A 22,215-nucleotide genomic window follows, 5' to 3' on the forward strand; every position below is an offset into this window, starting at 1 on the left:
ATATCTGACATATTTGTTGCTACTAATTTTTTGAAACTTATTATATTATTTATATTGATATGCTTTATTTTACTTTTACCCTAGTTCAAGTAAATATTCGTCAATTTTCCAATAGCACTAGTATTATAAATATATTTACTGTTTTATTTTTTAGTTATCATAAATTTAAATCAAAATTTATATAACTAAGTAATTTATTTAAAAAAAAGTAAGAATAACTACATAATTATCTAATTTATTAACCCCACTTCAAAAACTAAAAATCATTAAAAATTAAATATAAGTTATATCCATATTTAATTAATGATAAAAAAATAATGGAGAGTTATATGAATTTTATTAATAAACAAGATTTATTTTTATTAACAGAAATAATTAAAAAAAATTTTTCTTCAAAATATAAAGATTCAGTATTGGGAATCTTTTGGACAATATTGAGTCCTTTATTAATGTTGATGTTATTCACAATAATTTTCTCTACAATTTTTGGGAGAAATATTGGCAATTATCCAATATATTTTTTATGTGGTTGGTGTACATTCCATTTTTTTACATCAGCAGTTGGAATTTCAATGACTTCATTAAAGTCAAATAAAAATATTTTGCAAAGAACACCAACACCAAAATATATTTTTGTTTTAGGAGCAATTATATCTGAACTTTTAAATTTTATAATAATGTTAATGATTTTAGGAATAGTAATGGTTGTTACTCACTCCCCATTTTATTTACCTACAATATTTTTTTCAATATTCCCAATAATTTGTTTATTCATCATGTTATTAGGATTAGGATTAATGTTATCTATAGCGTGTGTTTATTATAGTGATATCCAACATTTATGGACTGTTGTTTCTATGATGTTAATGTATGCCTCAGCGATATTTTATCCTATGGATATTATTCCAGAACCATATCATCAATATTTTATTTTAAATCCGTTGTTTTGGGTTATTGACCAGTTTAGATGCTTTGTCTATTATGGAAACCCCCCACAACTTGTATATATGATTAATTTGTTTTTATTATCTTTAATAATATTAACAATAGGCATTATTGTATTCAAAAAATATGAAAAGATCATCACTATGAAATTTTAGGGGGTTTAAAAATGAATCAAAAAAGAAATAACTTACAATTAAAAAAATCAGAACATAACAATCCAAATGATAATCCATTAAATCCTCAAAATAAAAGGGTTCAAATCATAAAAAGACTTATGGACAAATATAATCTCTCAGCTGAAGATGCAAATGAAATTTTAAGCCATATTCAAAAAAAACAAAAATTAGAAAAAGACCAAAATCCTAAAAATCAAAATAATTCCAATTTAAATAATATTCCAAATAAAAAAGATGAAAACCCAACCACAATTCTTCAAAAAACTTTGAGAACAAAAAAGAATTCAAATAAACCTGTTCATAAAGAGTCATATGGCAATAGAGATAAAACTCAAAAAACTTCTTTGAAAAATGAAGCGAATACTAGTTCTCATCTTTACAAACATGCTAAAATTGATACCAACAACAAAACAAAAAGCAAAAATGACAAGATTATTACTAAAAAACAGACATCCATCCCAAATCATGTTGAAAATAATGAATCTGAACAACATAAAACTGCTTTTAATCAAATTGAGGGTAAATTAGAAACTAATGATATGAAAGTAGACACAATTCTTAGTAATATCGTACCAGATTATAATCAACAAATTTCAATTGATTTAAAACATGTTGATTTAACTTTTGAAGTTCAAAATGAAAAAGTTGACACGCTAAAAGAAACATTTATTCGCACTATAAAAAGAAGCAAAACTAAAAAAATTAAAATACATGCATTAAAAGATATTACTTTTAAAATTTATAAAGGTGAAAAAGTTGGAATTATAGGGTATAATGGTGCAGGCAAATCAACATTATTAAATGTTATAACTGGAATTTACCCCCCAGATTATGGAACCGTTAGTACAAATGGCAATATCTCACCATTATTATCATTGGGTGCTGGATTTGACCACAATTTTTCTGGAAGGAAAAATATTATTTTAAATGGTGCAGTTTTAGGATACGATAAAGAATATCTAAACTCCAAACTAGATGAAATTATAGAATTTTCCGAACTGGGTGAATATATTGACATCCCCATTAAAAATTATTCATCAGGTATGCTTGCAAAATTAGCTTTTTCAATCGCAACAGCAGTAAATCCAGATATTTTAATAATTGATGAAATTTTAGGTGTAGGTGATGTTAATTTTCAAAAGAAAAGCAGAGATAAAATAAGATCATTAATGGATGGTGGTACAACAGTACTTTTAGTATCTCATTCAATTCCCCAAATAAGAGAACTATGTGATAAAGCTATTTGGATTGATAATGGACATTTGCGAAAAATGGGCGAAGTGAATAAAGTATGTGACGAATATTTAAGTGATGCTGAAAAAGCAAGTAACGAACAATTAAAAAACATTAAATTAAGAAGTTAACATATAAAAACAGATGAAACTAATCATAAACTTGTAAAATTAAAAATTATAGTTTAAAAAAGAGTATAATAAAAATAAAAAGTAAAATAATGAATATAATTTAAACTCCAAATTTTAAACGTTACTAAAAAAAAATCTATTCATTAGAAAATTTTTTAATTTCATTAATTAAATTTAATTCTTCTAAATAAATATCATTATCAGAAAAATCTTTATAATTAATATTATTATATGATAATATTATTTTTGTTTCGGCATCTAAATTAATTAAATTTCTATCATTTTTCAAACTTTTCAAGTATGCTATTAAACTTAATTCATATTTTGCTAATTCAAGAGTTTCAGAACTATTTAATTTAACCTTATAATCACGTACTACAATTAATATTTGCATTAGATTTAAATATTGAGTTTTCCTATTATTAAATTCAAACTTAATCATTTAATACACCTACACATAGGGTTATAAATAAAATGTATTTATTTATGACTATATATGTTTTTTCATTAGAAGTTTATGGACTCTTTCAAAAACTTTGTTGATTTTCAAATTCTTTTTTCGATTGTCGTTCCAAATTAGATCTCTGCGATATATTCGTTTTAAAACTCCTCGTTTGGTCTTGAATGTTCGTTTTCTGGATTTTGGCATTGTTTTTTGGAAAGCATTTTCAATTTTGTTACTTGTCTTTTCAATTCCTTTGTCTTTTAAGTAATAAATGAAGATTTTATATCTTGGAGAGATTGATTTTCTAATTATTTCATAAATTGCGAGATGAAATTCATCTTTACGAAAAATTAAAGATTGTAATTCTTTTTCAGCTTCATCATAATCATTTAAATCAAATAAATCTTTTATCATTTTTAATTGTTGGTGATATTCTTCGAATTCTTCCTCAGAAAGATGAAATTTGTCTTTAAAAACTTTTAATTGTTTATTTAAACTTTTTTTAGCATGAAAAATACATAATTGATGTTTAAAACCCATTTTGTGATGATTTGAGGATATTTACTATCTAAATCTGTTGTGATTGCTTTTTTATTTTTATTTGCCGTTGATTCTTTTAAAAACTTTTCGACAGTTGTTTCATCTTCTGTATCGTAAATTGCATCAGCTACAATACAATTGAAAACTGAATCCAATAGTGTATGACGATATTTCCATTCTCCATTGATTTTTAACCATCCACATCAAAGACATAATATCCCGAACAACAACTTAAATCAAATTCTAAAATGTTTTCATTAACAAAAAGCCAATTTTCAATCGTTTGATGAGAACAGCGATTCCAAAAAATTTTTTAAAAGATTTACAAACATTTTTCAAACTTCCCAAATAATCTGAAATTAAATGTTCAGATTCACTTTTTAATTCATTCATAAAATTGCTGTTTTTATCAACAAGACTTATTAAATCCGTTTGAAAGGTTTTATCACAATGTTTACAAATATAACGCTGAACCTTAACCTTAGTTACCTATTTCTTTAAATACCAATGTTCTTTTTGTAAAACCATATTTAACCACATGACGAGTTCCACAATATGGACATCGAGCTAAACTCATTTTAAAATAAGGAACATCCTTCTTAAAACTTAAATCAGAAGATTTCAGAACTTTTTGGCAGGATTTAAAAATCTTCACAAAACGAGGATCTGAAAGGACAAATCCATCATCAAAATCACAAAATATATATTGTTTAACATCTAAAATACTATTTGGAGCATATGTTTTTTGATTTGGCATGATAAAAACTTTTACTCCAACTCTTTATTAAATTTAACTATTTTTAAACTGAATTAAAAATTCAGAGCTAACTTTCATCAGAAAAATTCAAATCAACAAAGTTTTTGAAAGAGTCCCCAAAAGAACCAAATGCTTTTTATAATAACAAAATTATAAATATAATCATAATAATTTACTCAATTAGGAATTTTTTCATGATTAAAGAATTTTCTACTTTCGGATCTTGTGCTTCAAGAGGCATATTTAATAGTACAATTAACAATAACTATAAAAAATACTTTCATATTAATTATTCAGTGGAAGCTTCTTCTTTAATTAGTTTGATGTCTAAACCAGTATTAAATAAAGAAAATCTCATAGATACAAATAATCAATATTTCAATACTTGCGTTACTGATGATATAACAAAAAAATTTATTAAATTCTTAAAAGAAGATAAAATAGATTATCTTGTTTTAGATACTTATTTTGATGTGATTTGTTCTGTGATAAACATTGATAAAAATCAATTTATTACAAATACTTCTAGTTTGAGAAAAACAACCTTTTATCAAGAGTTATTAGAATATCCTGAAATAAACATTACAAATAATTTTGATGAATTTTTTCAGTTATATACTAAATATTGCAATAAATTTTTTAAATTTATAAAAAATAATTGTAATAATTTAAAAATAATTCTTAACTGTTCTAGGTCAGTTTATAAATATTCAAATAATGGAAAAATTTTTGAAAATCCAAACTTTAAAAAATTTTCATATGTAAATGATTATAGAAATAGTTTAGATGAATATATATTGAATAATTTTGATGTTGAATTACTTCCATTTAATAATAATACATTATATGATGAAAATTATATATTTGGAGCCCATCACACTCATTATGAATCGAAATATTTTCATGAAAAAACTGAACAATTAAATGATATAATTCGTAGAAATGAGATTCTTAAGTGGGATGATAAACTTAATAAAGATTATAGAAAAAATTTGCGAAAATATATTACTTTAGATTGGAAGAATACTAAATTAAAAAATAACCAATTTAATACCAAATTTCCAGAAACTTTTTATAAATATATTACCGCACGAATTGACATTAAAAATGAAGGATCACCTGATAATTATATAAAAATATTAAAAAATTCAGATGTAGAATCTGATATTATGCATCCTAACTGGTATAAAAATGAACTGGGTATTGGGACCCAAATACATAGTAGAAAAGGAACAATTAATCTTAAAATCAAATGCATCAATGAAGGAACCTTAAAAGTTATTTTAAGAGGGATTGATGTTAAAAATGAAAATAATGAACGAATCCCCATTTATATTAATTATACTGATTTTAATGTAAATAAAATGAACATAATAAAAAAAACTGTTACCTCATCTCATGATAATCCAATTATCTTTAAAAAAAATGTGAAAAACTCAGAAATTTTAGATATTTTTGTTAGATGGATTCCGTTTTAAAATTTCATTTAATTTAAATTAATTTAATAGTAAAACTCCATATATTTTTTAATTTTATAGATTTTTTATTATTATAATCAGTTCTTTAAAAATGAAAATCACATTTAAAAAAAAAAAGCATAGCATTAATTATATACTAATGAATACATATTTAATAATAATCTTAAAATATTAATTTTTATATTATTAACGAGGGAAATAAAATGTCTGAATTTGAAGATATGTATGGCGATGAATTTTTTGTAATTGATTCTAATAATCTAAATTTAGTTAATCAGAGGTTTTATGGATATGCCATTCAAGAAAATGGAATTATTCAAGAAGAAGATTTAATAGACACTAATAATATTGGATTAAATGGTGCATATATCCAAGTTAATGTCAGCAATGAAAAAATAGTTATTAATCAGGATTTTATGGGAACTTACGGATTATATTTATATAAATATCAGAACTATTTTGCTATTTCAAATTCATTTATTAAATTAGTTGAACATCTAAAAGACAGGCATTTTATATCATTTAATAAAAATTATGCAGATGCATTCCTATTTGCAGATTTATGTTCTTTTTCATATAATGAAACATTAATTAATGAAATTTGCATGTTGCCAAGAAATTGTAGAGTTATAATTGATAAAACTAATTGTCAAATAATATTAAAAGAAATTGATTACAAAGAGAGTTCAATATCACTTGATTCAGAAGAAGGTATGGAAATACTAGATAACTGGTATAATAAATGGGTGAAAATTTTTAGAACATTGAAATCTAAAACAAATAATATTATTGTTGAGTTGAGTGGAGGATTTGATAGTCGAATTGTGGCATCTCTGTGGATAACTGCAGGAATTGATTTGAATAAAGTTTTTGTTAGAAGTTATAATGCTAAAAAACATACTTTTGAACAGGATTATGCCATAGCATCACAAATTGCTGATGAATTTGAATTTAAATTGAATAAAGATATTATTAAATCAAATAAAATATTATTTCATGAACTTGAAACTCCTTTAAATTTATCATTTTACTTGAAATTTGGATTCCATAAAGAAATGCATTTTACATATCGTAGATTAACTGAACCAGTTTATATAGTAACTGGAAGTGGCGGTGAAAGTATTCGATGGTATTATAATAAAACACCTATAGAATATTCCCAATATATCACCAACCGCATAAAGCATTTTGATGAAAATTTAAGTTTAGTTAGTGAAGATGTAATAAATTCTGGATTAAAAGCAGTTAAAAATAAATTTAAAATTGATGAAAAAAACTTAAGAGAAATACCTGAAAGAATGTACAAAGAAATACGATGTAGACACCATTTTGGAAAAGCAATGGTCGAATCATATTTTTTCAATGAATTTACATTAACCCCATTAATAGATTCCGAATTATATAAATTAAAATTAAAAACCAATGAATGTGATGATAGAAATTTATTAATGGCACTAATTTACACTAGATACTGTCCAAAATTATTAAACTTCAATTTTGAAGGAAATCGTGAAATTGATATTGATACACTAAAATATGCTAAAAAATTAAATGAAAAATATCCTTTAAAAATTACTTCAAAAAAGATAATTTCTGGACCAGATATTGATAATTTCTGTGAATCCCCAAATAATAATAAAGATTATGTGAAATATAATGAAGTTGATGAATTTTTAACTACAATTTTTAGTTCAAAATCATTTGAATTAGAATTTGAAAAATATTACTCACCTAAAATATATCAAAAAATATTAGATGTAATAAAAAATGATAATCGCTACCCTTTAAAACATGCTTATGCTGCAATATCCATACTAAAAATAATTCATGACACGCAATATAAAATAATTAACAATGAGAGTTTAAAAAAATGGCTTAAAAGTTTTTTAACTGGACAACCCTATGAAATTGAAGAAGATACTATCAATTCAAAGATAATGGGATTATTATTAAAATATACTACTTCAAGAATTGATTTACTTAATATTGGTTCAAAAGAAAATAGTGTAGAAATAATTGAATATGATGATCCTAATTTAATAAAATCTTACCCCAAATGGTTTGAATCTGATGAAGGTAAAGGAGCATGTATTCAAAGTTTTAAAGGAGTATTAAACCTAAAAATTTCATGCATAAAAGACGGTAAATTAAGAATAAGATTAAGGGGTTCGGATATTCGTGATAAAAATGGAAATAGATTCCCTGTTTTTATAGATTATACTAAATTAAGAATAAATGGTAAAAATTTTATCGAAAATAATGTACTTACAACACATGACAATTGTTTAGATTTCTATGTGGATGTTAAAGACAAGGAAATTCTAAATATCTACTGTGAATGGTTACCTTTTAATAGTTCAAGTAGTTATGAAAAAACATAACTCTATGAAAATATAAACATTATTCAATTTTTTATTAAAGAGGTAAAAAAATGGTAAAAATTTCAATCATTATGCCTGTGTACAATGATGAAACAAAACTAGAAAACTCAATAGGGAGTGTGATAAATCAAACTTTAAACGAATTAGAATTAATTTGTGTTGATGATGGATCTACAGATAATTCTCTAAATATTTTACACAGTTTTGCTGAAGAGGACAATCGTATTAGAATATTCTCTCAAAAAAATCAAGGTGCAGGTAAAGCCAGAAATAAAGGTTTGAAAGAAGCAAATGGAGAATATATTGCTTTTTTAGACTCTGACGATTATATCGTTGATAATAATGCTTTAAATATATTATATAGTGAAGCTAGTACCAGAAACATGATTATGGCTTCTGGAAGCATGCAGTTTGTTTCAGAAAAAGGCATTAATACTACATTCAAATGTTTTAAAGAAATTGAAAAATTATCCTTAAAAAGTCCTAAAGATTATTGTGTTCCATGGTATTTTTATAAAAATATATTTAAACGAGATTTTTTAATTAAACATAATATCAAATTTCCCGATTTGTTGAGAGGACAGGATCCCCTATTTCTTTGTGAAGTTTTAACTAGAATTGATGAATTTTTGGAAGTTCCCGTAATGTATTATTCATATAATACTCCGACTGCGAATAAGCTTAATAATTCTGTCAAATATTACGATTATTTTGTCCATTTCTATGAAGTTTTTAAATTAATCTGCAATAAAAAATTTGATAAAATGGTTCACGAATACTCAAAAAGTTTAATTAATTTGAAAGACAGGGATGTTCACGTTTATAATAAAAATGAATTAATAAACTTATTGGAAGTAATGGACAATATTGTTAAAGTATTCGTAAGTTATGGAGATAAAAATCTTACAAAAAATATCGTATCCTCTTTTAATGAAATGATTAATAAAATTTACATAAACAACTTAATGATTATAACTGATGAAGATAATAATCATATTCCAGACGCCTACTCTAATACAATAACATTAATCGATAATCCTCTTATTCCAAAGGTATCTGTGGTTATTCCAGTTTATAATGTTGAAAAATATTTAAGGGAGTGTTTAGATTCGATAGTTAATCAGACATTAACTGACATTGAAATAATCTGCATAAATGACGGATCCACAGATAATTCATTAGAAATTGTTAAAGAGTATGCATTAAATGACTCTAGAATCAATATTTATCTACAAGAAAATCACGGATTGGCATTCACAAGAACTCAAGGAATAAAATATGCAACAGGAAAATATATCTATTTCATGGATGGTGACGATATTCTTGATGAAACCGCTCTTGAGAAGACCTATGAAATCTGCGAAATGAATAACTTAGATATGCTCATTTTTAAATTAATTAATTTTGATGATGACACTAGAAAGCAATTTACTAGTAATTACTATGAAATGAATTTCTTGAAAAATATGGATGGCAAAATATTTAACTACACTGACATTGGAGAAAATCTTCTTCAGATGGCAGTTTCAGCTCCTGGAAAATTATTTAGGCATGATTTAATCCATAATTTGGAATTTCCCTCAGGATTAATATTTGAAGATAATCCTTTTTTCATTGAAGCAATGTTTAAATCCAAAAGAGTTTCCTTTTGGGACAAACATTTATATTATAGAAGAATTAGATTAGGCTCCATTACCACAACTGCTGAAAATAGAAATTTTTCAGATACATTAAAAATTGCCAATAAAATCATTGATATAACAAAAAAATACGGAGAGTATGATGCTTATCTAAAAGTAATCCTCGATAAAAAATTGAGAAGTGCATATGGAAGATTCCAAAAAGTAAATATAAAATACAAACAAGATTTCTTCAATGAAATGAAATCCGATTTTATTAATCGAAAAATAGAATTTGAAAGAGTTTTGATGGATTTAATTCCTGAAACACGTTGTATATATGAATTAGCATTAAATTGTGATACCTATAAAGAATATCAACTTTCTATAGATTTATTTAACTCACAATTAAAATTAAGTGAATTTGAAAGTAATATGGGCGATTCACATTTATATCAAACTGCCCGTCTTGATTTAAAGAATACTGGGAATGAAACTAATTCATTTGAAATTATTGAAAATTCCGATACCCACTCTAAAATCAATTGGCCTAAATGGATGGAAAATGATAAAGGGAAAGGAGCTGTAATTGAAAGTAAGAAGGGAAATCTTGATTTGAAACTAAAAATGGTTAATGAGGGAGAATTTGAATTATTCCTACGAGGCATTGATTCTAGAGATAAAAATAAAAAAAGGCGCAAAATATTAATTGATTACACAACACTAACCATTAATGATAAAGAATATATTGAAGGCCATGAATTTGCTTGGCATGATGAACCATTTATTTTAAAGAAATCTGTGAAAAATTCTGAAATTTTGAACATACACATTGAATGGACCGTGAAATGTAATCTAGAATCTTATGTTCAACTAGGTGCTTCATTTAATAAAAAATATGAAATAGATAAAGACAAAAAGTCTTCAGAAGTTCAAAGCATCATGAATAAAAATAAAACTTTAGAAAACAACCTAACCAAATTACAAACTGAAAACACAGAATTAACCACAAAATACAACACAACATGCAACGAAAACAAAAACCTAGAAAACAACCTAACCAAATTACAAACTGAAAACACAGAATTAACCACAAAATACAACACAACATGCAACGAAAACAAAAAGCTAGAAAACAACCTAACCAAATTACAAACTGAAAACACAGAATTAACCACAAAATACAACACAGTATGTGCTGAAAACAAGAACCTAATTCTTAAAATAGATCATATGAAAAATAAAAATAAAAGCATGGCTCTTAAAATAGATTACATAGAAAATAAAAAAAATAAAGGTGTATTAAATAGATTTAAATCTAAAAAATAAATATTATACATCCCCAATAATTAGAAATGTTATTAATCAGGAAAATATAATTAAATAGAAATAATAAAAAAATAATTAAAGGAATTAAAAATTCCAAAAAATATAAATCTGAAACTTATAAAAAAAAGTTAATTAAGTGAATTAATTAATTCGAATGCAATACCATCACAATTAGGAGTATTTACCCAAGTATAAATAGTATAAACTTCTTTATTATAAACAAACCAATAATGCACCGCTTGATTTTGATTGTTAATATATCTATAGACTAAAAAGTCATTAATTTTTAAAGTTGAATTTGATAGAGATTGCCCATTTTCTGTAGTATAATTAACATATTCTTCAATATAGGGGTTAGCAGATTTTCCACCACATTTCTTTATAAAGAACACATTAGATCCATTAGTTATGGCAAGATCAGCATTAGAATTATTCTCATCAATATGATAACCTTCAGGCATATGAAACTTAGCAGCACCTACTTCAATAATTTCACTACTATTAGATCCACCAAAATCAAAAAATCCTTCTAAAGCAAAAAATCCTATGCTCAGTATAATTATGATGAGCAATATTGGAATGACAAATTTCTTGTTCATGAATTACCTCCCATATTAAAATTTAAGTAAACTATTATTTAATAGTTTATAAAAAATCACCTCCCCCCCCCAAGATATAATGTAAAAAAAGCAGATTCAATAATAGAATTAATTTAAAACAAATTATTAAAACAAAACCGAATAATTTTCTAAAAATAATTTAAGTTTTGAAAGAAAATATTAGTTTAAGTAAATTTATATTAATGTTTAATCAAATATTCAAATAAGAAAATTCTTTTAAAATAAATGAAGGTAATAAAATGTCTAAAAAAAATAATGGCATAGATAATTTATTAGAAGAAATAGAAAATTTCACCAATGTGTTAAAAAATTTCGAGGAATATTTTAGTAATCCTGATTCAACCATCAATCAAAAATTAAAAGAACATAACGATAAAATTTATTCATTAGATAATGAATTAAATAATTCTAAAGAGATTACTAGTAAAAATTATGAATATTTATTATTATCCCTTGAATCTTATGAAGATAAATTAAAACAAATTCAAAATAAAAACAATGAAAAATATTTTGAATTAATTTCAATCCTAAAAAATGAAAATCTCAATAAAATTACAGATTTAAGTGAAGAACTTGGAAAAACAAAAAACGAATTATGTCAAAAAATTGATTTAATAAATTCATTAAACGAAAAATTGAATTATATTGAAAACACAATCACAGAAGAAAAAGACACAGAAATCAACGAACTAAACAACGAAATAAACACAATCACAGAAGAAAAAGACACAGAAATCAACGAACTAAACAACGAAATAAACACAATCACAGAAGAAAAAGACACAGAAATCAACGAACTAAACAACCACATCAACAACCTAAACAACGAAATAAACACAATCACAGAAGAAAAAGACACAGAAATCAACGAACTAAACAATGAAATAAACACAATCACAGAAGAAAAAGACACAGAAATCAACGAACTAAACAATATTATTACCAATTTATCTGAAAATGAAGAAAAATTATTAAAATCAATGGCAGAATCAGAAACAGCACTATATGTATTAAATGAAAAAATTTCCACTAATGAAAAAATTATTTCTGAATTAACTTCATCAAATACCGAAAAAGATTCCGAGATTAATGAATTAAACGACACCCTCTCCACATCTGAAAACATTATTTCTGAACTAAAATCTGAAAATTCAGAAAAATCTGCCGAAATTAATAAATTAACTTCAGATTTATCCAAGAATCAATCAAAAAATAATTTTCTAACCGAAGAAAATAAGATCTTTAAATTATCTTCTGATGAGAAAGATAATAACATCGAATCTTTAAAAGAAGAAATAAAAATCTTAAAATCAATTATTGAAGAAAAAGATTTGACCATAAATTCATTAAATAGGAGGGAATGAATATGTTTAAATATTATGATTTCAGAGTTATCCCTAAAATTTTAAAAATTTTCAAAGTTGAAAATATTATTATTTCTGGTTTAAAAAATCAAAGTATTCTTAATGAAATTTTAAAATATGACTGCAACATTACCACAATAAATTTAGAGAATATAAAAAATGTTAAAAATATTAATGATAATCCTTTAACAGCACTCTCAAAATTAGATAGTTATGATGCAATTTTTTTAGATGATGACCCAAATTGGTATACTGTGTTTAACCAATTAAACATTATTAATGACATCAACGATGGTTTTCCATTAGTTTTTATTTGCAATAATAAATTTCCAAATAAACGTAGAGATGCCTATTTAAATCCAGACCATATTCCCAATGAATTTAAACAAAAATATACAAATAACTTTCCAATTTATTATAATAACACAAAATTAACAATTTCCAATGGACTCTATCATGCTAATGAAGAAAATACTCCTAAAAATGGCGTGTTAACAGCAATTGAAGATTTTATTTCAGAAAACAGTCATGTGGGCATTATAAATTTAGATTTTATTGAAAATATTACAATTTTATATCTTAAACAACAAATAAACCAGAAAAGAATTGAAATTATAAAAAAGAATATTAAAAGTGATGAATTGAGTGACATTGATTTTACAGACAAATTACTTGAAAATAACCTATTATGTTCCCATATTATTAAATCGAATATTTCAGATGAATCCATTACAGAATTAGAATTCGAAATTTTGAAAAAAGACAACATTATTGATGATTATGAAAGTAAAATTAGAATGGACAATAATGAATTAAACTATAAAAACAGCCAATTAAGCAATATTGAAAGTGAACTGAGTTTAAAAGATTCTATGATAAAAAATCTGGAATCAAAATTAATTAACAAAGAAAACGAAATCACCACCCTCCAAAACCAATTAAACAAAACAGAAGAAACACTAAAAACCAAATTAATAAACAAAGAAAACGAAATCACCACCCTCCAAAACCAATTAAACAAAACAGAAGAAACACTAAAAACCAAATTAATAAACAAAGAAAACGAAATCATCACACTTCAAAACCAGGTATATGAAATGGAAAAAACTAAACAACTACTTAATAATAAACTTACAGGAGCGAATGATCAAATTAACTCATTAAATAGGGAAATTGAAGGTCTGAAAAAAATTTTAAATAATAATGAAATGAATTATACTAATGAAATTAATGCTGCAACTAATCAAATTAACTTGTTAAAAAGAAATTTATCTGAAAAAATGAAAATAAGTGCTGAAAATGAAAATAACTTAAAAAGCAACACTGAAGAGTTAAACAATAAAAATGTAGAAATTCAACATAAAGAAAAACTAATAAATTCCCTTAAAAATAGATTTAATGAAATTAACACAAAACTCAATGAAACAGAAACTGAACTTAACAATCAAATACAAGAAATTTATAAAAAAGAAGAACTTATCAAACAAAAAAACAAAGAATTAAATGAAAAAGATGAAATTATTTGCCATACCGAACAGAATTTAATCAATCAAATGGCTATAAATGAAACTAAAGAGTATTGTATTAGCTGTTTTAAAGATGAAATAAACAATAACCATGCTGAAATTAACTATCTTAAAAATAATTCATTAGCTAAAAAGATTTCATCTCCATTCACATATTTACTGTTAATTTCAAAATCAAATCCAAAAGACATATCTATAAATTTTAAACTTTTAAAAGCATTATCCAACAGCAAATGTTTTGATATTGGTTTTTACTTGAATAATAATCCTGATATTAAAGGAAGTAATTGGTGTAAATATTTTTCACCTGAAATGCATTATGTTTGCAATGGATTTGAAGAGAAAAGAACATTTAACAAAAAATATTTCAATAGAAACTCCAAAAAAGAGTTATTGGACTATATTTTAACACATGATGATTGAATATTCAGTTAATTTAGCACATAAAATTTAATTTTACTTTTGTAAAGAAAATTAGTTTCATGAAATATTTTTAATGAAACATTAACAAAATATTAGTATCATCAAAAAAAATATTTATTAATAAACTTAAAAAAATAATTATCCATTTATCAAAGTGATTTAATGAAAAGTCAAAATATCTTAATTACTGGAGGTCTAGGTTTTATTGGGTCACATATTGCTAATAATTTACTTGAAGACAATCGCATAACAATCATTGACAATCTTTCATCAGGAAATCTGAATTATCTAAATGATTATAATCATGAAAATCTAACTATTATTAAATCAAATTTAGATAAGGTGAATCTGAATAAATGCTTAAATGATATTGATTATGTCTTTCATTTATCTGCAATGGTCAGTGTTCCGTTAAGTATGGAACATCCCATAAAATGCCATGACGAAAATGTTTCAAATACTATTAATTTATTAGATGCATGTGTGAAAAATGACATTAAAAAGATAATTTTTTCATCATCATCTGCAGTTTATGGAGATAATTCGAATTTACCTCTAAATGAAAATGAACCTCCGAATCCAGCTTCACCATATGCAGCATCTAAAGCTTGTTGTGAACTATATTTAAAATCATTTTATGAAAGTTATAATTTAAATTATGTGTCTCTCAGATATTTTAATGTGTTTGGACCAAAACAAGACAAAAATTCCCCCTATGCTGCAGTAATTCCAAATTTTATCAATGCACTATTAAAAAATAAATCCCCTGTCATTTATGGGGATGGTGAGCAGACTCGAGATTTTGTTTATGTTGGCGATGTTGCAAAAGCAAATATAAAAGCAGCAGAGTCTGATTTTAACGGCATTGTAAATGTTGCAAGTGGTAAAAGAATTTCCATTAATTACCTGTACAAAATTATTAAAAACACACTTAATAGTGAAATTGAAGCTGAATATTTACCTGAAAGACCTGGAGATATTAAACATTCACATGCGGATATTTCCAATATGACCAAAATCGGTTTTGAGGTTTGCACGGATAATTTTGAGAATCAGTTGATTGAAACTATTAATTGGTTTAAATTAATTTTATAACCGAATATTTAATCATTATTAAAAAGAAGAATTTAAAGAATTGAATCAATAAAATAATTAACATTCACGTTTTTGAACGTTCCAGAATTATGATTTCAATAACTTTTAAATAATTATAAAGTAGATATAATAAGTATATAAAGGAGATGTTTTTATGCATAAAAATTCACATTCAAAAATGGAATGGTTTAAAAATACCTATTTAAGCAATTCAAATAAATTAGATATCCTTGATGTAGGATCCCTTGATGGTAAAGGAAATTACAATTATTCAGATATTTTTAAAGAAGAAAATTGGACATACACAGGACTTGATTTTCAAGCAGGACACAATGTTGACACTGTTGTAACAGATATCTACAATTGGTTTGAAGTTGAAGACAATACTTACGATGTTGTAATCTCAGGACAACTATTTGAACATTTAGAATTCTTTTGGCTTACCATGTCTGAAATTGAAAGAGTTTTAAAACCTGGAGGTTATGTTTGCATCATAGTTCCATCATCAGGCCCTAGACATGGTGGAAATATTCCTAATTGTTACCTATTCTACGAAGATGGTCTTAAAGCAATGGCAAAATATGTCAATTTGGAAGTTCTTCATGCATCAGTTGATGAGCGAGAAGAAGCAAAACCATGGAATGATGCATGTCTAGTTGCTCGTAAAGCGGGGCAGTTAACAACTGAAGATACAAAAGAACTTGAAGATAGAATGAACAATCTAGAAGGAAAACTAGACTCAATTTTAGAGGCCATTAATAAAAAATAGATAAGTTGATTATATGGAAACCGTAAAGTCACCAAGCGATATTGAAAATTTAGAAAAAAATAGGGTTGTTGGCAATCCTGAAATGCATAAATCTCAAATAACATTTAAAGGAGACAATAATGTTTTATATTGTGAAGGCAATGTCAAATTAGACAATGCCAAATTCACATTCAATGGAAACAATTCCATAGTTTACCTATCTTCTGCAATGAACTCCAAATACTCATTTAATTTAGTTATTTACAACGATTCTACATTTTTCATTGGAAGAGAAGGAAACATGTCATCTCCAATCAACATTAACATCCAAGAAAATCAAAATGTCATTATAGGTGCTGGAGTTACAATTTCCAGCGGAGTCAACATCAGAACAGCAGATATTTATCCAATTTATGATAATCAGACCAAACAAAGAGTAAACTTTGCAAAAAGTGTTTTCATTGGAGATCATGTCTGGATTGGGCATTTGGCTTACATTTCAAGAGGAGCACAAATAGGTTCTGGTACAATACTTGAAAACAACTCTTTTGTACCCCATAATGCACGCATCCCATCTAACTCAATAGCTTTTGGAAATCCAGTTAGGCTTGAGAGAAAAAATGTTTTTTATACCAATGACTTTTTAGCATATAACCGAGCCGAAGCTTCCATAGAAACTAAAGACTATAAAAGTGATGTTTTCATATACGAATTTGTCAATCAAGAGACTTTGGACATGAATAAAATTGATCAAATTTTAAGAAGTTTAGATTCTGCTTCAAGATTAGAGTTTATTCAAAAATTATTTGTTAGAAATAAACGTGCCAACCGTTTTACAATCAAATAGGTGTTAATGTGCAGATAACAAATGGAGATGACCTTTTAAATATTGAAAACAATGAGTTTATTGGTGAAATTCCCAAACTGACAAACTCCCAAATAAATATCAATGGTAAAAACAACATTCTGGTTTGTGAAGAAAATGTAAACCTATGGAATTCCAGAATTGATTTTAATGGAGACAATTCAGTATTATACTTATCAAGCAATAATTTTGATTATGCATTAAACATTTCAATTAATGGAAACAATGCATGTTTTATCGGTAAAAACAATTACTTTAACGGAATGTCCTCAATCATATTATCAGAATCACAAAATGTCATTATCGGAGAAGATTGCATATTCTCCTACAACATATCAATCAGAGTGGCGGATGCCCATCTAATCTATCACACAAAAACTAAAGAAAGATTAAACTATTCCAAAAGCATTTTCATCGGAGACCATGTATGGCTAGGTCAAGGCTCAATGATATTAAAGGGAACCCATATCGGATCAGGTTCCATTATTGGTGCAAACTCTGTCTTATCAAATAAACATGTTCCATCAAACACCACTTTTGCTGGTTCTCCGGCAAGATTGACTAAAGAGGATACATTTTGGCTCGGTTATTCCGTTCACCCATGGAGCGAACTAACTACAATCAAATATTCCCAATATGATTCAGAAAATTTTGTTTACGAAATAGATGATAATACACTTGATTTTGAAGATATTGATTCAGATATAAATAAATTTGCAAAATCAAATGATATTGTAAAATATTTCGAATCTACTTTTTTAGAAGCCGGAAAAAATAGATTCAGTTTAAAATAAATCGTTGAGGAGATTAAATTTCAATGATTAAAAAACCATTTTCTGTTGTAATAGCCTGTTACAATTGTGAAGAGTATTTGGAAGAGACAATAACTTCATTATTAAAACAAACCCTCCCATTTAAAGAAAATATCCAAGTTATTTTAGTTAATGACGGTTCAACAGACAATACTGAAGAAATCTGTAAAGAATACCTCAACCAATACCCAGAAAACATCATTTATACTTATCAGGAAAACCAAGGCCAGGCTGTTGCCCGTAACAGTGGCCTAAAGCATGCAACCGGAGATTACATTAATTTTTTAGACAGCGATGATAAATTTTCTTCAAATACTTTTGAAGAGGTTTTAAATTTCTTTAAAAATAACCCCGAAGTTAATTTTGCATCCGTTCCAATGTTTTTCTTTGATGGTGAAGACGGTGAGCACCCTTTAAACTACAAATATGAAACAACAAAAGTTGCCGATTTAAATAATGATTGGGACTTTCCGCAACTTCACGCCAATTCCAGTTTTTTTAAAGTGGAATTATTCCCAAAGTACCAATTTGCAACCAATATTGTCTCCTCTGAAGATGCATTAATGATTAATAACATGTTAATAGACAATCCCTGTTACGGAGTTATAAAAAATGCAAAATATTGGTACCGAAGAAGGAAAAACAACTCATCAACATTGAATTCCGTTTATTTAAAAAAGGAATTTTATCATGACAGATTAGAAAACTATTTTAAAGAGCTAATTGACATTTCTAAAGCCAAATATGAAAAAGTGCCCAAGTTCATCCAATATCTGATTGTGTATGACCTGCAGTGGATGTTTAGAATCAATGACGTTAGTGAAATTTTAGAAATTGATGAAATCGAACAAGTTTATGTAGATATCAGAGATGTTTTATCAAATTTGGATGACAACACCATATTATCTTTAAGAGACGATAGATTAAACATAAGAAATCATATGTTAGCCATCAAATACTCCAACGTTAATGTTGATTTAAACAAAGTTGTAACCTGTGAGAACATCCATTCCGTATACAGTGATGAAACGGCCTATATGTATTCAGGCGATAAACTTATAGATCAACTTGACATTCACAAAATCTGGCTGGATATCATTGAAATCAGAAAGAACACATTATATATCTCAGGATATCTGATGTCCTTTTTCAAAGATGAAGACATTCAAATTGAAATCGTCAAAACATCAAACTCACGAAAAGAAACATTCGTTGCAAAAAGAGTATACTATCAAAACACTGCAAAGACCTTTTTAAACTGTTCAATCGAAGACAGATATAACTTTGATGTGGAAATTCCGATTGATGAAGACTCTTCGGTTGAAATAATCACAAGATTTATCGGCAAAAATTCAAATGAGAAATCAAAATGGAACCTGACCAATGACTTTTCATATTATGCAAGACTTTCAACCTTAAGCAATTACAGCATTTTAGGCAATTACTTCTTAAAATTCAAGGAAAATAAATTCTTCATTTCAAAATATTCTTATCTGAAAATGATTAGAAATGAAATTCCAATACTTTTGCGAATTTTAAAAAGAAGAGAAGAATATTATAACTCAGCATTACTCATAAGAATTTTATATGTTCTATTATATCCACTTTACAGAAATAAAAGAATCTGGCTTTTTATGGACAAGATTGAGTCTGCAGATGACAATGCAGAACATTTGTACAAATATTCAATAAACAAATCAGATGGAATTAAAAAATATTTCACTGTTGACATCAAATCAGCTGATTTTAAAAGACTCAGTAACTTAAAGAACCTTTTAGAATTTGATTCCATAAAGCAAAGATTGATTTATTTGTTTGCTGAAAAAATCATCTCATCACATCCGGATGATGAAATCCTAAACCCTTTCATCAACAAAAATGAAGGACAATATGCTGGTTTAATTTCTTCTGATAAAATATTTCTGCAGCACGGCGTTACAAAAGACAATGTCTCATCATGGCTTCACAAATACGAAAAGAACTTGAAGTTAATTACTGCAGTTTCAGATGATGAAGCAAAATCCTTTTTAGATGACGGATATAATTATAAAAAGGAAATAATACAGGTTTTAGGCTTTCCAAGATTTGACAATTTAGAAAAAACACAAACTAAAAAACAAATCCTAATAATGCCTTCATGGAGAAAAAAACTACTTTATGCCCCTCCACAATACATTATGGATTCAGAGTATTTCCAAGCGATGAACTCCCTGATAAACAACAAGGTCCTAATTGAACTTGCTAAGAACCATAGCTACAAAATAATCTTCAAGCCACATCCTAGAGTTTATGACTACATTGAATTGTTTGACACAAACGAGTACGTAAAAATAGATGAAAACAGCACATATCAGGAGCTGTTTAAATCCTCAGATTTGATGATAACCGATTATTCATCAGTTGCATTCGATTTTGCATATATGGAAAAACCATTAATTTATTACCAATATGCCAACGATTACAATTTCGATGAAGGATATTTCAAATACAAAACCATGGGATTTGGCGAAGTTACCTCCACACAGGAGGAATTAATAGGAATTGTTGAGGAATATCTCAAAAACGACTGCCAGATGAAAGATGAATATAAATCCAGAGTAGATAATTTTTATAAATATAAAGACAAAAATAATTGTAAAAGAGTCTATGATGCTATTTTAAAATTGTGATAATATGAGTTTTCAACAAAAAATCCTATCAAAAAGTAATTCTTACAACTATTACAAAGAAAAAAACGAAGTTCTGGTTAAAGAAATTGAAGAGCTTAAAAAGGAAATCAAAGAGCTTAAAGAAGAAAAGGAAATCACCTTAAAAGACGAATTTTTAAGACAATACGGAATCAATGCAGGATTTTGCAATTGGAATTACATAAATTATTATTTCAGTGAGGACTTTGAAGACAAACTCAAAGAAGTCACAAAGCATTTGGATAAAAAATCAAAAAATACATTCAAATGGCTTCTGCTTAGGGCTTTGGCAGTGAATGTTATAAAGATGAAATCCATTCATTTCAATCATGAACTAAAAGAACAGCAAGAATTTATAGATTTCAGACTCAAATACTCTGCCCCAAATGAAATTGCAGGATACAAATACCTTGGACGATACAATGTACATGCATTCATGGATTCCACATTCACCGATGAGGATAAGGAATTCATTAAAAACAAGGATATTATCGATGCAGGAGCATATACCGGAGACACTTCCATCCCAATAGCCAAATTTACAAACAAGAATATTTATGCATTCGAACCTTTTGAAGAATCAGTTGAAATTTTAAAAAAGAACATTAAATCAAATAACATTAAAAATATCATTCCAGTGCAAAAATCCCTGGGAAACAAAAACGGTGAGATGACACTATACCTTTCAGGAGATAACGTTCAGGGAATAACCAGCAACCCCCATGCAAGAGACTATGATACTGAGCTAAAGGTCGAAGAAACTACCCTAGATACATTCGTTAAGGAAAATAACTTAGATGTTGGTTACATCACAGTTGACGTTGAAGGGGCTGAACTGGAACTGCTTGAAGGAGCCATAGAAACCATTAAGAGTCAAAAACCTATTTTAACAATCAGTATTTATCATAAAGTTACCGACTTTTTTGAAATCATTCCATGGATTGCAGATTTGGATTTAGGATATGAATTTGAAGTGGTTAAAGAAAATCCTTGGCCGTTTTTATCAGATACGGTAGTCAAATGCAGAGCAAAGTAGTGTGA

Annotated in this window: 18 protein-coding genes; 13 read left to right on the forward strand and 5 right to left on the reverse strand. The window is 26.5% G+C overall.

Features of this window, described 5'->3' with window-relative positions; all coding sequences use genetic code 11:
* The first annotated feature begins 329 nt into the window (after window positions 1–329).
* Both IJL02_RS05745 and IJL02_RS05750 read left to right on the forward strand, forming a co-directional pair.
* Window positions 330–1,100 carry an ABC transporter permease gene (locus tag IJL02_RS05745; protein ID WP_292812694.1) on the forward strand — a complete coding sequence of 257 codons (771 nt, stop codon included), beginning with the start codon at window positions 330–332 and terminating at the stop codon, window positions 1,098–1,100.
* Window positions 1,101–1,219: 119 nt separating this feature from the next.
* Window positions 1,220–2,485, forward strand: a complete 1,266-nt coding sequence (locus tag IJL02_RS05750; RefSeq protein ID WP_292812702.1) for an ABC transporter ATP-binding protein — start codon at window positions 1,220–1,222, stop codon at window positions 2,483–2,485.
* Between the two features lie 136 nt (window positions 2,486–2,621).
* On the opposite strand, the gene IJL02_RS05755 is transcribed toward IJL02_RS05750, so the two are convergent.
* The 4 genes from IJL02_RS05755 to IJL02_RS05770 form a co-directional block, all read right to left on the reverse strand.
* Window positions 2,622–2,927 carry a hypothetical protein gene (locus IJL02_RS05755; RefSeq protein WP_292812708.1) on the reverse strand — a complete coding sequence of 102 codons (306 nt, stop codon included), beginning with the start codon at window positions 2,925–2,927 and terminating at the stop codon, window positions 2,622–2,624.
* A gap of 48 nt (window positions 2,928–2,975) precedes the next feature.
* Window positions 2,976–3,344, reverse strand: a complete 369-nt coding sequence (locus IJL02_RS05760) for a hypothetical protein (RefSeq protein WP_292812712.1) — start codon at window positions 3,342–3,344, stop codon at window positions 2,976–2,978.
* Window positions 3,345–3,421: 77 nt separating this feature from the next.
* Window positions 3,422–3,625 carry a hypothetical protein gene (locus IJL02_RS05765; protein ID WP_292812719.1) on the reverse strand — a complete coding sequence of 68 codons (204 nt, stop codon included), beginning with the start codon at window positions 3,623–3,625 and terminating at the stop codon, window positions 3,422–3,424.
* 326 nt (window positions 3,626–3,951) lie between these two features.
* Window positions 3,952–4,227 carry a hypothetical protein gene (locus IJL02_RS05770; RefSeq protein ID WP_292812724.1) on the reverse strand — a complete coding sequence of 92 codons (276 nt, stop codon included), beginning with the start codon at window positions 4,225–4,227 and terminating at the stop codon, window positions 3,952–3,954.
* 194 nt (window positions 4,228–4,421) lie between these two features.
* Between IJL02_RS05770 and IJL02_RS05775 the strand changes: the two genes are divergently transcribed.
* The 3 genes from IJL02_RS05775 (at window position 4,422) to IJL02_RS05785 (ending at window position 11,034) form a co-directional block, all read left to right on the forward strand.
* Window positions 4,422–5,705 carry a DUF6270 domain-containing protein gene (locus IJL02_RS05775; protein WP_292812729.1) on the forward strand — a complete coding sequence of 428 codons (1,284 nt, stop codon included), beginning with the start codon at window positions 4,422–4,424 and terminating at the stop codon, window positions 5,703–5,705.
* Window positions 5,706–5,908: 203 nt separating this feature from the next.
* A complete protein-coding gene (locus tag IJL02_RS05780) occupies window positions 5,909–8,086 on the forward strand; it encodes a hypothetical protein (RefSeq protein ID WP_292812734.1) in 2,178 nt (725 codons plus the stop codon).
* Between the two features lie 50 nt (window positions 8,087–8,136).
* Window positions 8,137–11,034 (forward strand): glycosyltransferase, encoded by a 2,898-nt coding sequence (locus IJL02_RS05785; protein WP_292812739.1) that lies wholly within the window; start codon window positions 8,137–8,139, stop codon window positions 11,032–11,034.
* A 128-nt stretch (window positions 11,035–11,162) separates the two neighbouring features.
* Here the strand turns inward: IJL02_RS05785 and IJL02_RS05790 are convergent, their stop codons facing one another.
* Window positions 11,163–11,633, reverse strand: coding sequence for a hypothetical protein (locus tag IJL02_RS05790; protein ID WP_292812744.1), 471 nt, complete (start codon window positions 11,631–11,633; stop codon window positions 11,163–11,165).
* A 260-nt stretch (window positions 11,634–11,893) separates the two neighbouring features.
* Here IJL02_RS05790 and IJL02_RS05795 point away from each other — a divergent pair, with 260 nt between their 5' ends.
* The 8 genes from IJL02_RS05795 (at window position 11,894) to IJL02_RS05830 (ending at window position 22,210) form a co-directional block, all read left to right on the forward strand.
* Window positions 11,894–13,018 (forward strand): hypothetical protein, encoded by a 1,125-nt coding sequence (locus IJL02_RS05795; RefSeq protein WP_292812748.1) that lies wholly within the window; start codon window positions 11,894–11,896, stop codon window positions 13,016–13,018.
* A 2-nt stretch (window positions 13,019–13,020) separates the two neighbouring features.
* A complete protein-coding gene (locus IJL02_RS05800; RefSeq protein ID WP_292812750.1) occupies window positions 13,021–14,967 on the forward strand; it encodes a hypothetical protein in 1,947 nt (648 codons plus the stop codon).
* Window positions 14,968–15,129: 162 nt separating this feature from the next.
* On the forward strand, window positions 15,130–16,062 hold the full coding sequence (locus tag IJL02_RS05805) for an NAD-dependent epimerase/dehydratase family protein (protein WP_292812757.1): 933 nt from the start codon (window positions 15,130–15,132) through the stop codon (window positions 16,060–16,062).
* A 154-nt stretch (window positions 16,063–16,216) separates the two neighbouring features.
* Window positions 16,217–16,831 (forward strand): class I SAM-dependent methyltransferase, encoded by a 615-nt coding sequence (locus IJL02_RS05810; RefSeq protein WP_292812775.1) that lies wholly within the window; start codon window positions 16,217–16,219, stop codon window positions 16,829–16,831.
* Window positions 16,832–16,844: 13 nt separating this feature from the next.
* Window positions 16,845–17,657 (forward strand): acetyltransferase, encoded by an 813-nt coding sequence (locus IJL02_RS05815; protein ID WP_292812780.1) that lies wholly within the window; start codon window positions 16,845–16,847, stop codon window positions 17,655–17,657.
* Window positions 17,658–17,665: 8 nt separating this feature from the next.
* Window positions 17,666–18,469: an acyltransferase gene (locus IJL02_RS05820; protein ID WP_292812788.1), complete on the forward strand. Its 804-nt coding sequence runs from the start codon at window positions 17,666–17,668 to the stop codon at window positions 18,467–18,469.
* Between the two features lie 23 nt (window positions 18,470–18,492).
* Entirely contained in the window at window positions 18,493–21,156 is a 2,664-nt protein-coding gene (locus tag IJL02_RS05825) for a CDP-glycerol glycerophosphotransferase family protein (protein ID WP_292812794.1), read from the forward strand.
* 4 nt (window positions 21,157–21,160) lie between these two features.
* Window positions 21,161–22,210 carry an FkbM family methyltransferase gene (locus IJL02_RS05830; RefSeq protein WP_292812802.1) on the forward strand — a complete coding sequence of 350 codons (1,050 nt, stop codon included), beginning with the start codon at window positions 21,161–21,163 and terminating at the stop codon, window positions 22,208–22,210.
* Window positions 22,211–22,215: the final 5 nt, after the last annotated feature.

The organism is Methanobrevibacter sp. (assembly GCF_017427765.1).
In the GTDB taxonomy this organism is placed as follows: Archaea; Methanobacteriota; Methanobacteria; order Methanobacteriales; family Methanobacteriaceae; genus Methanocatella.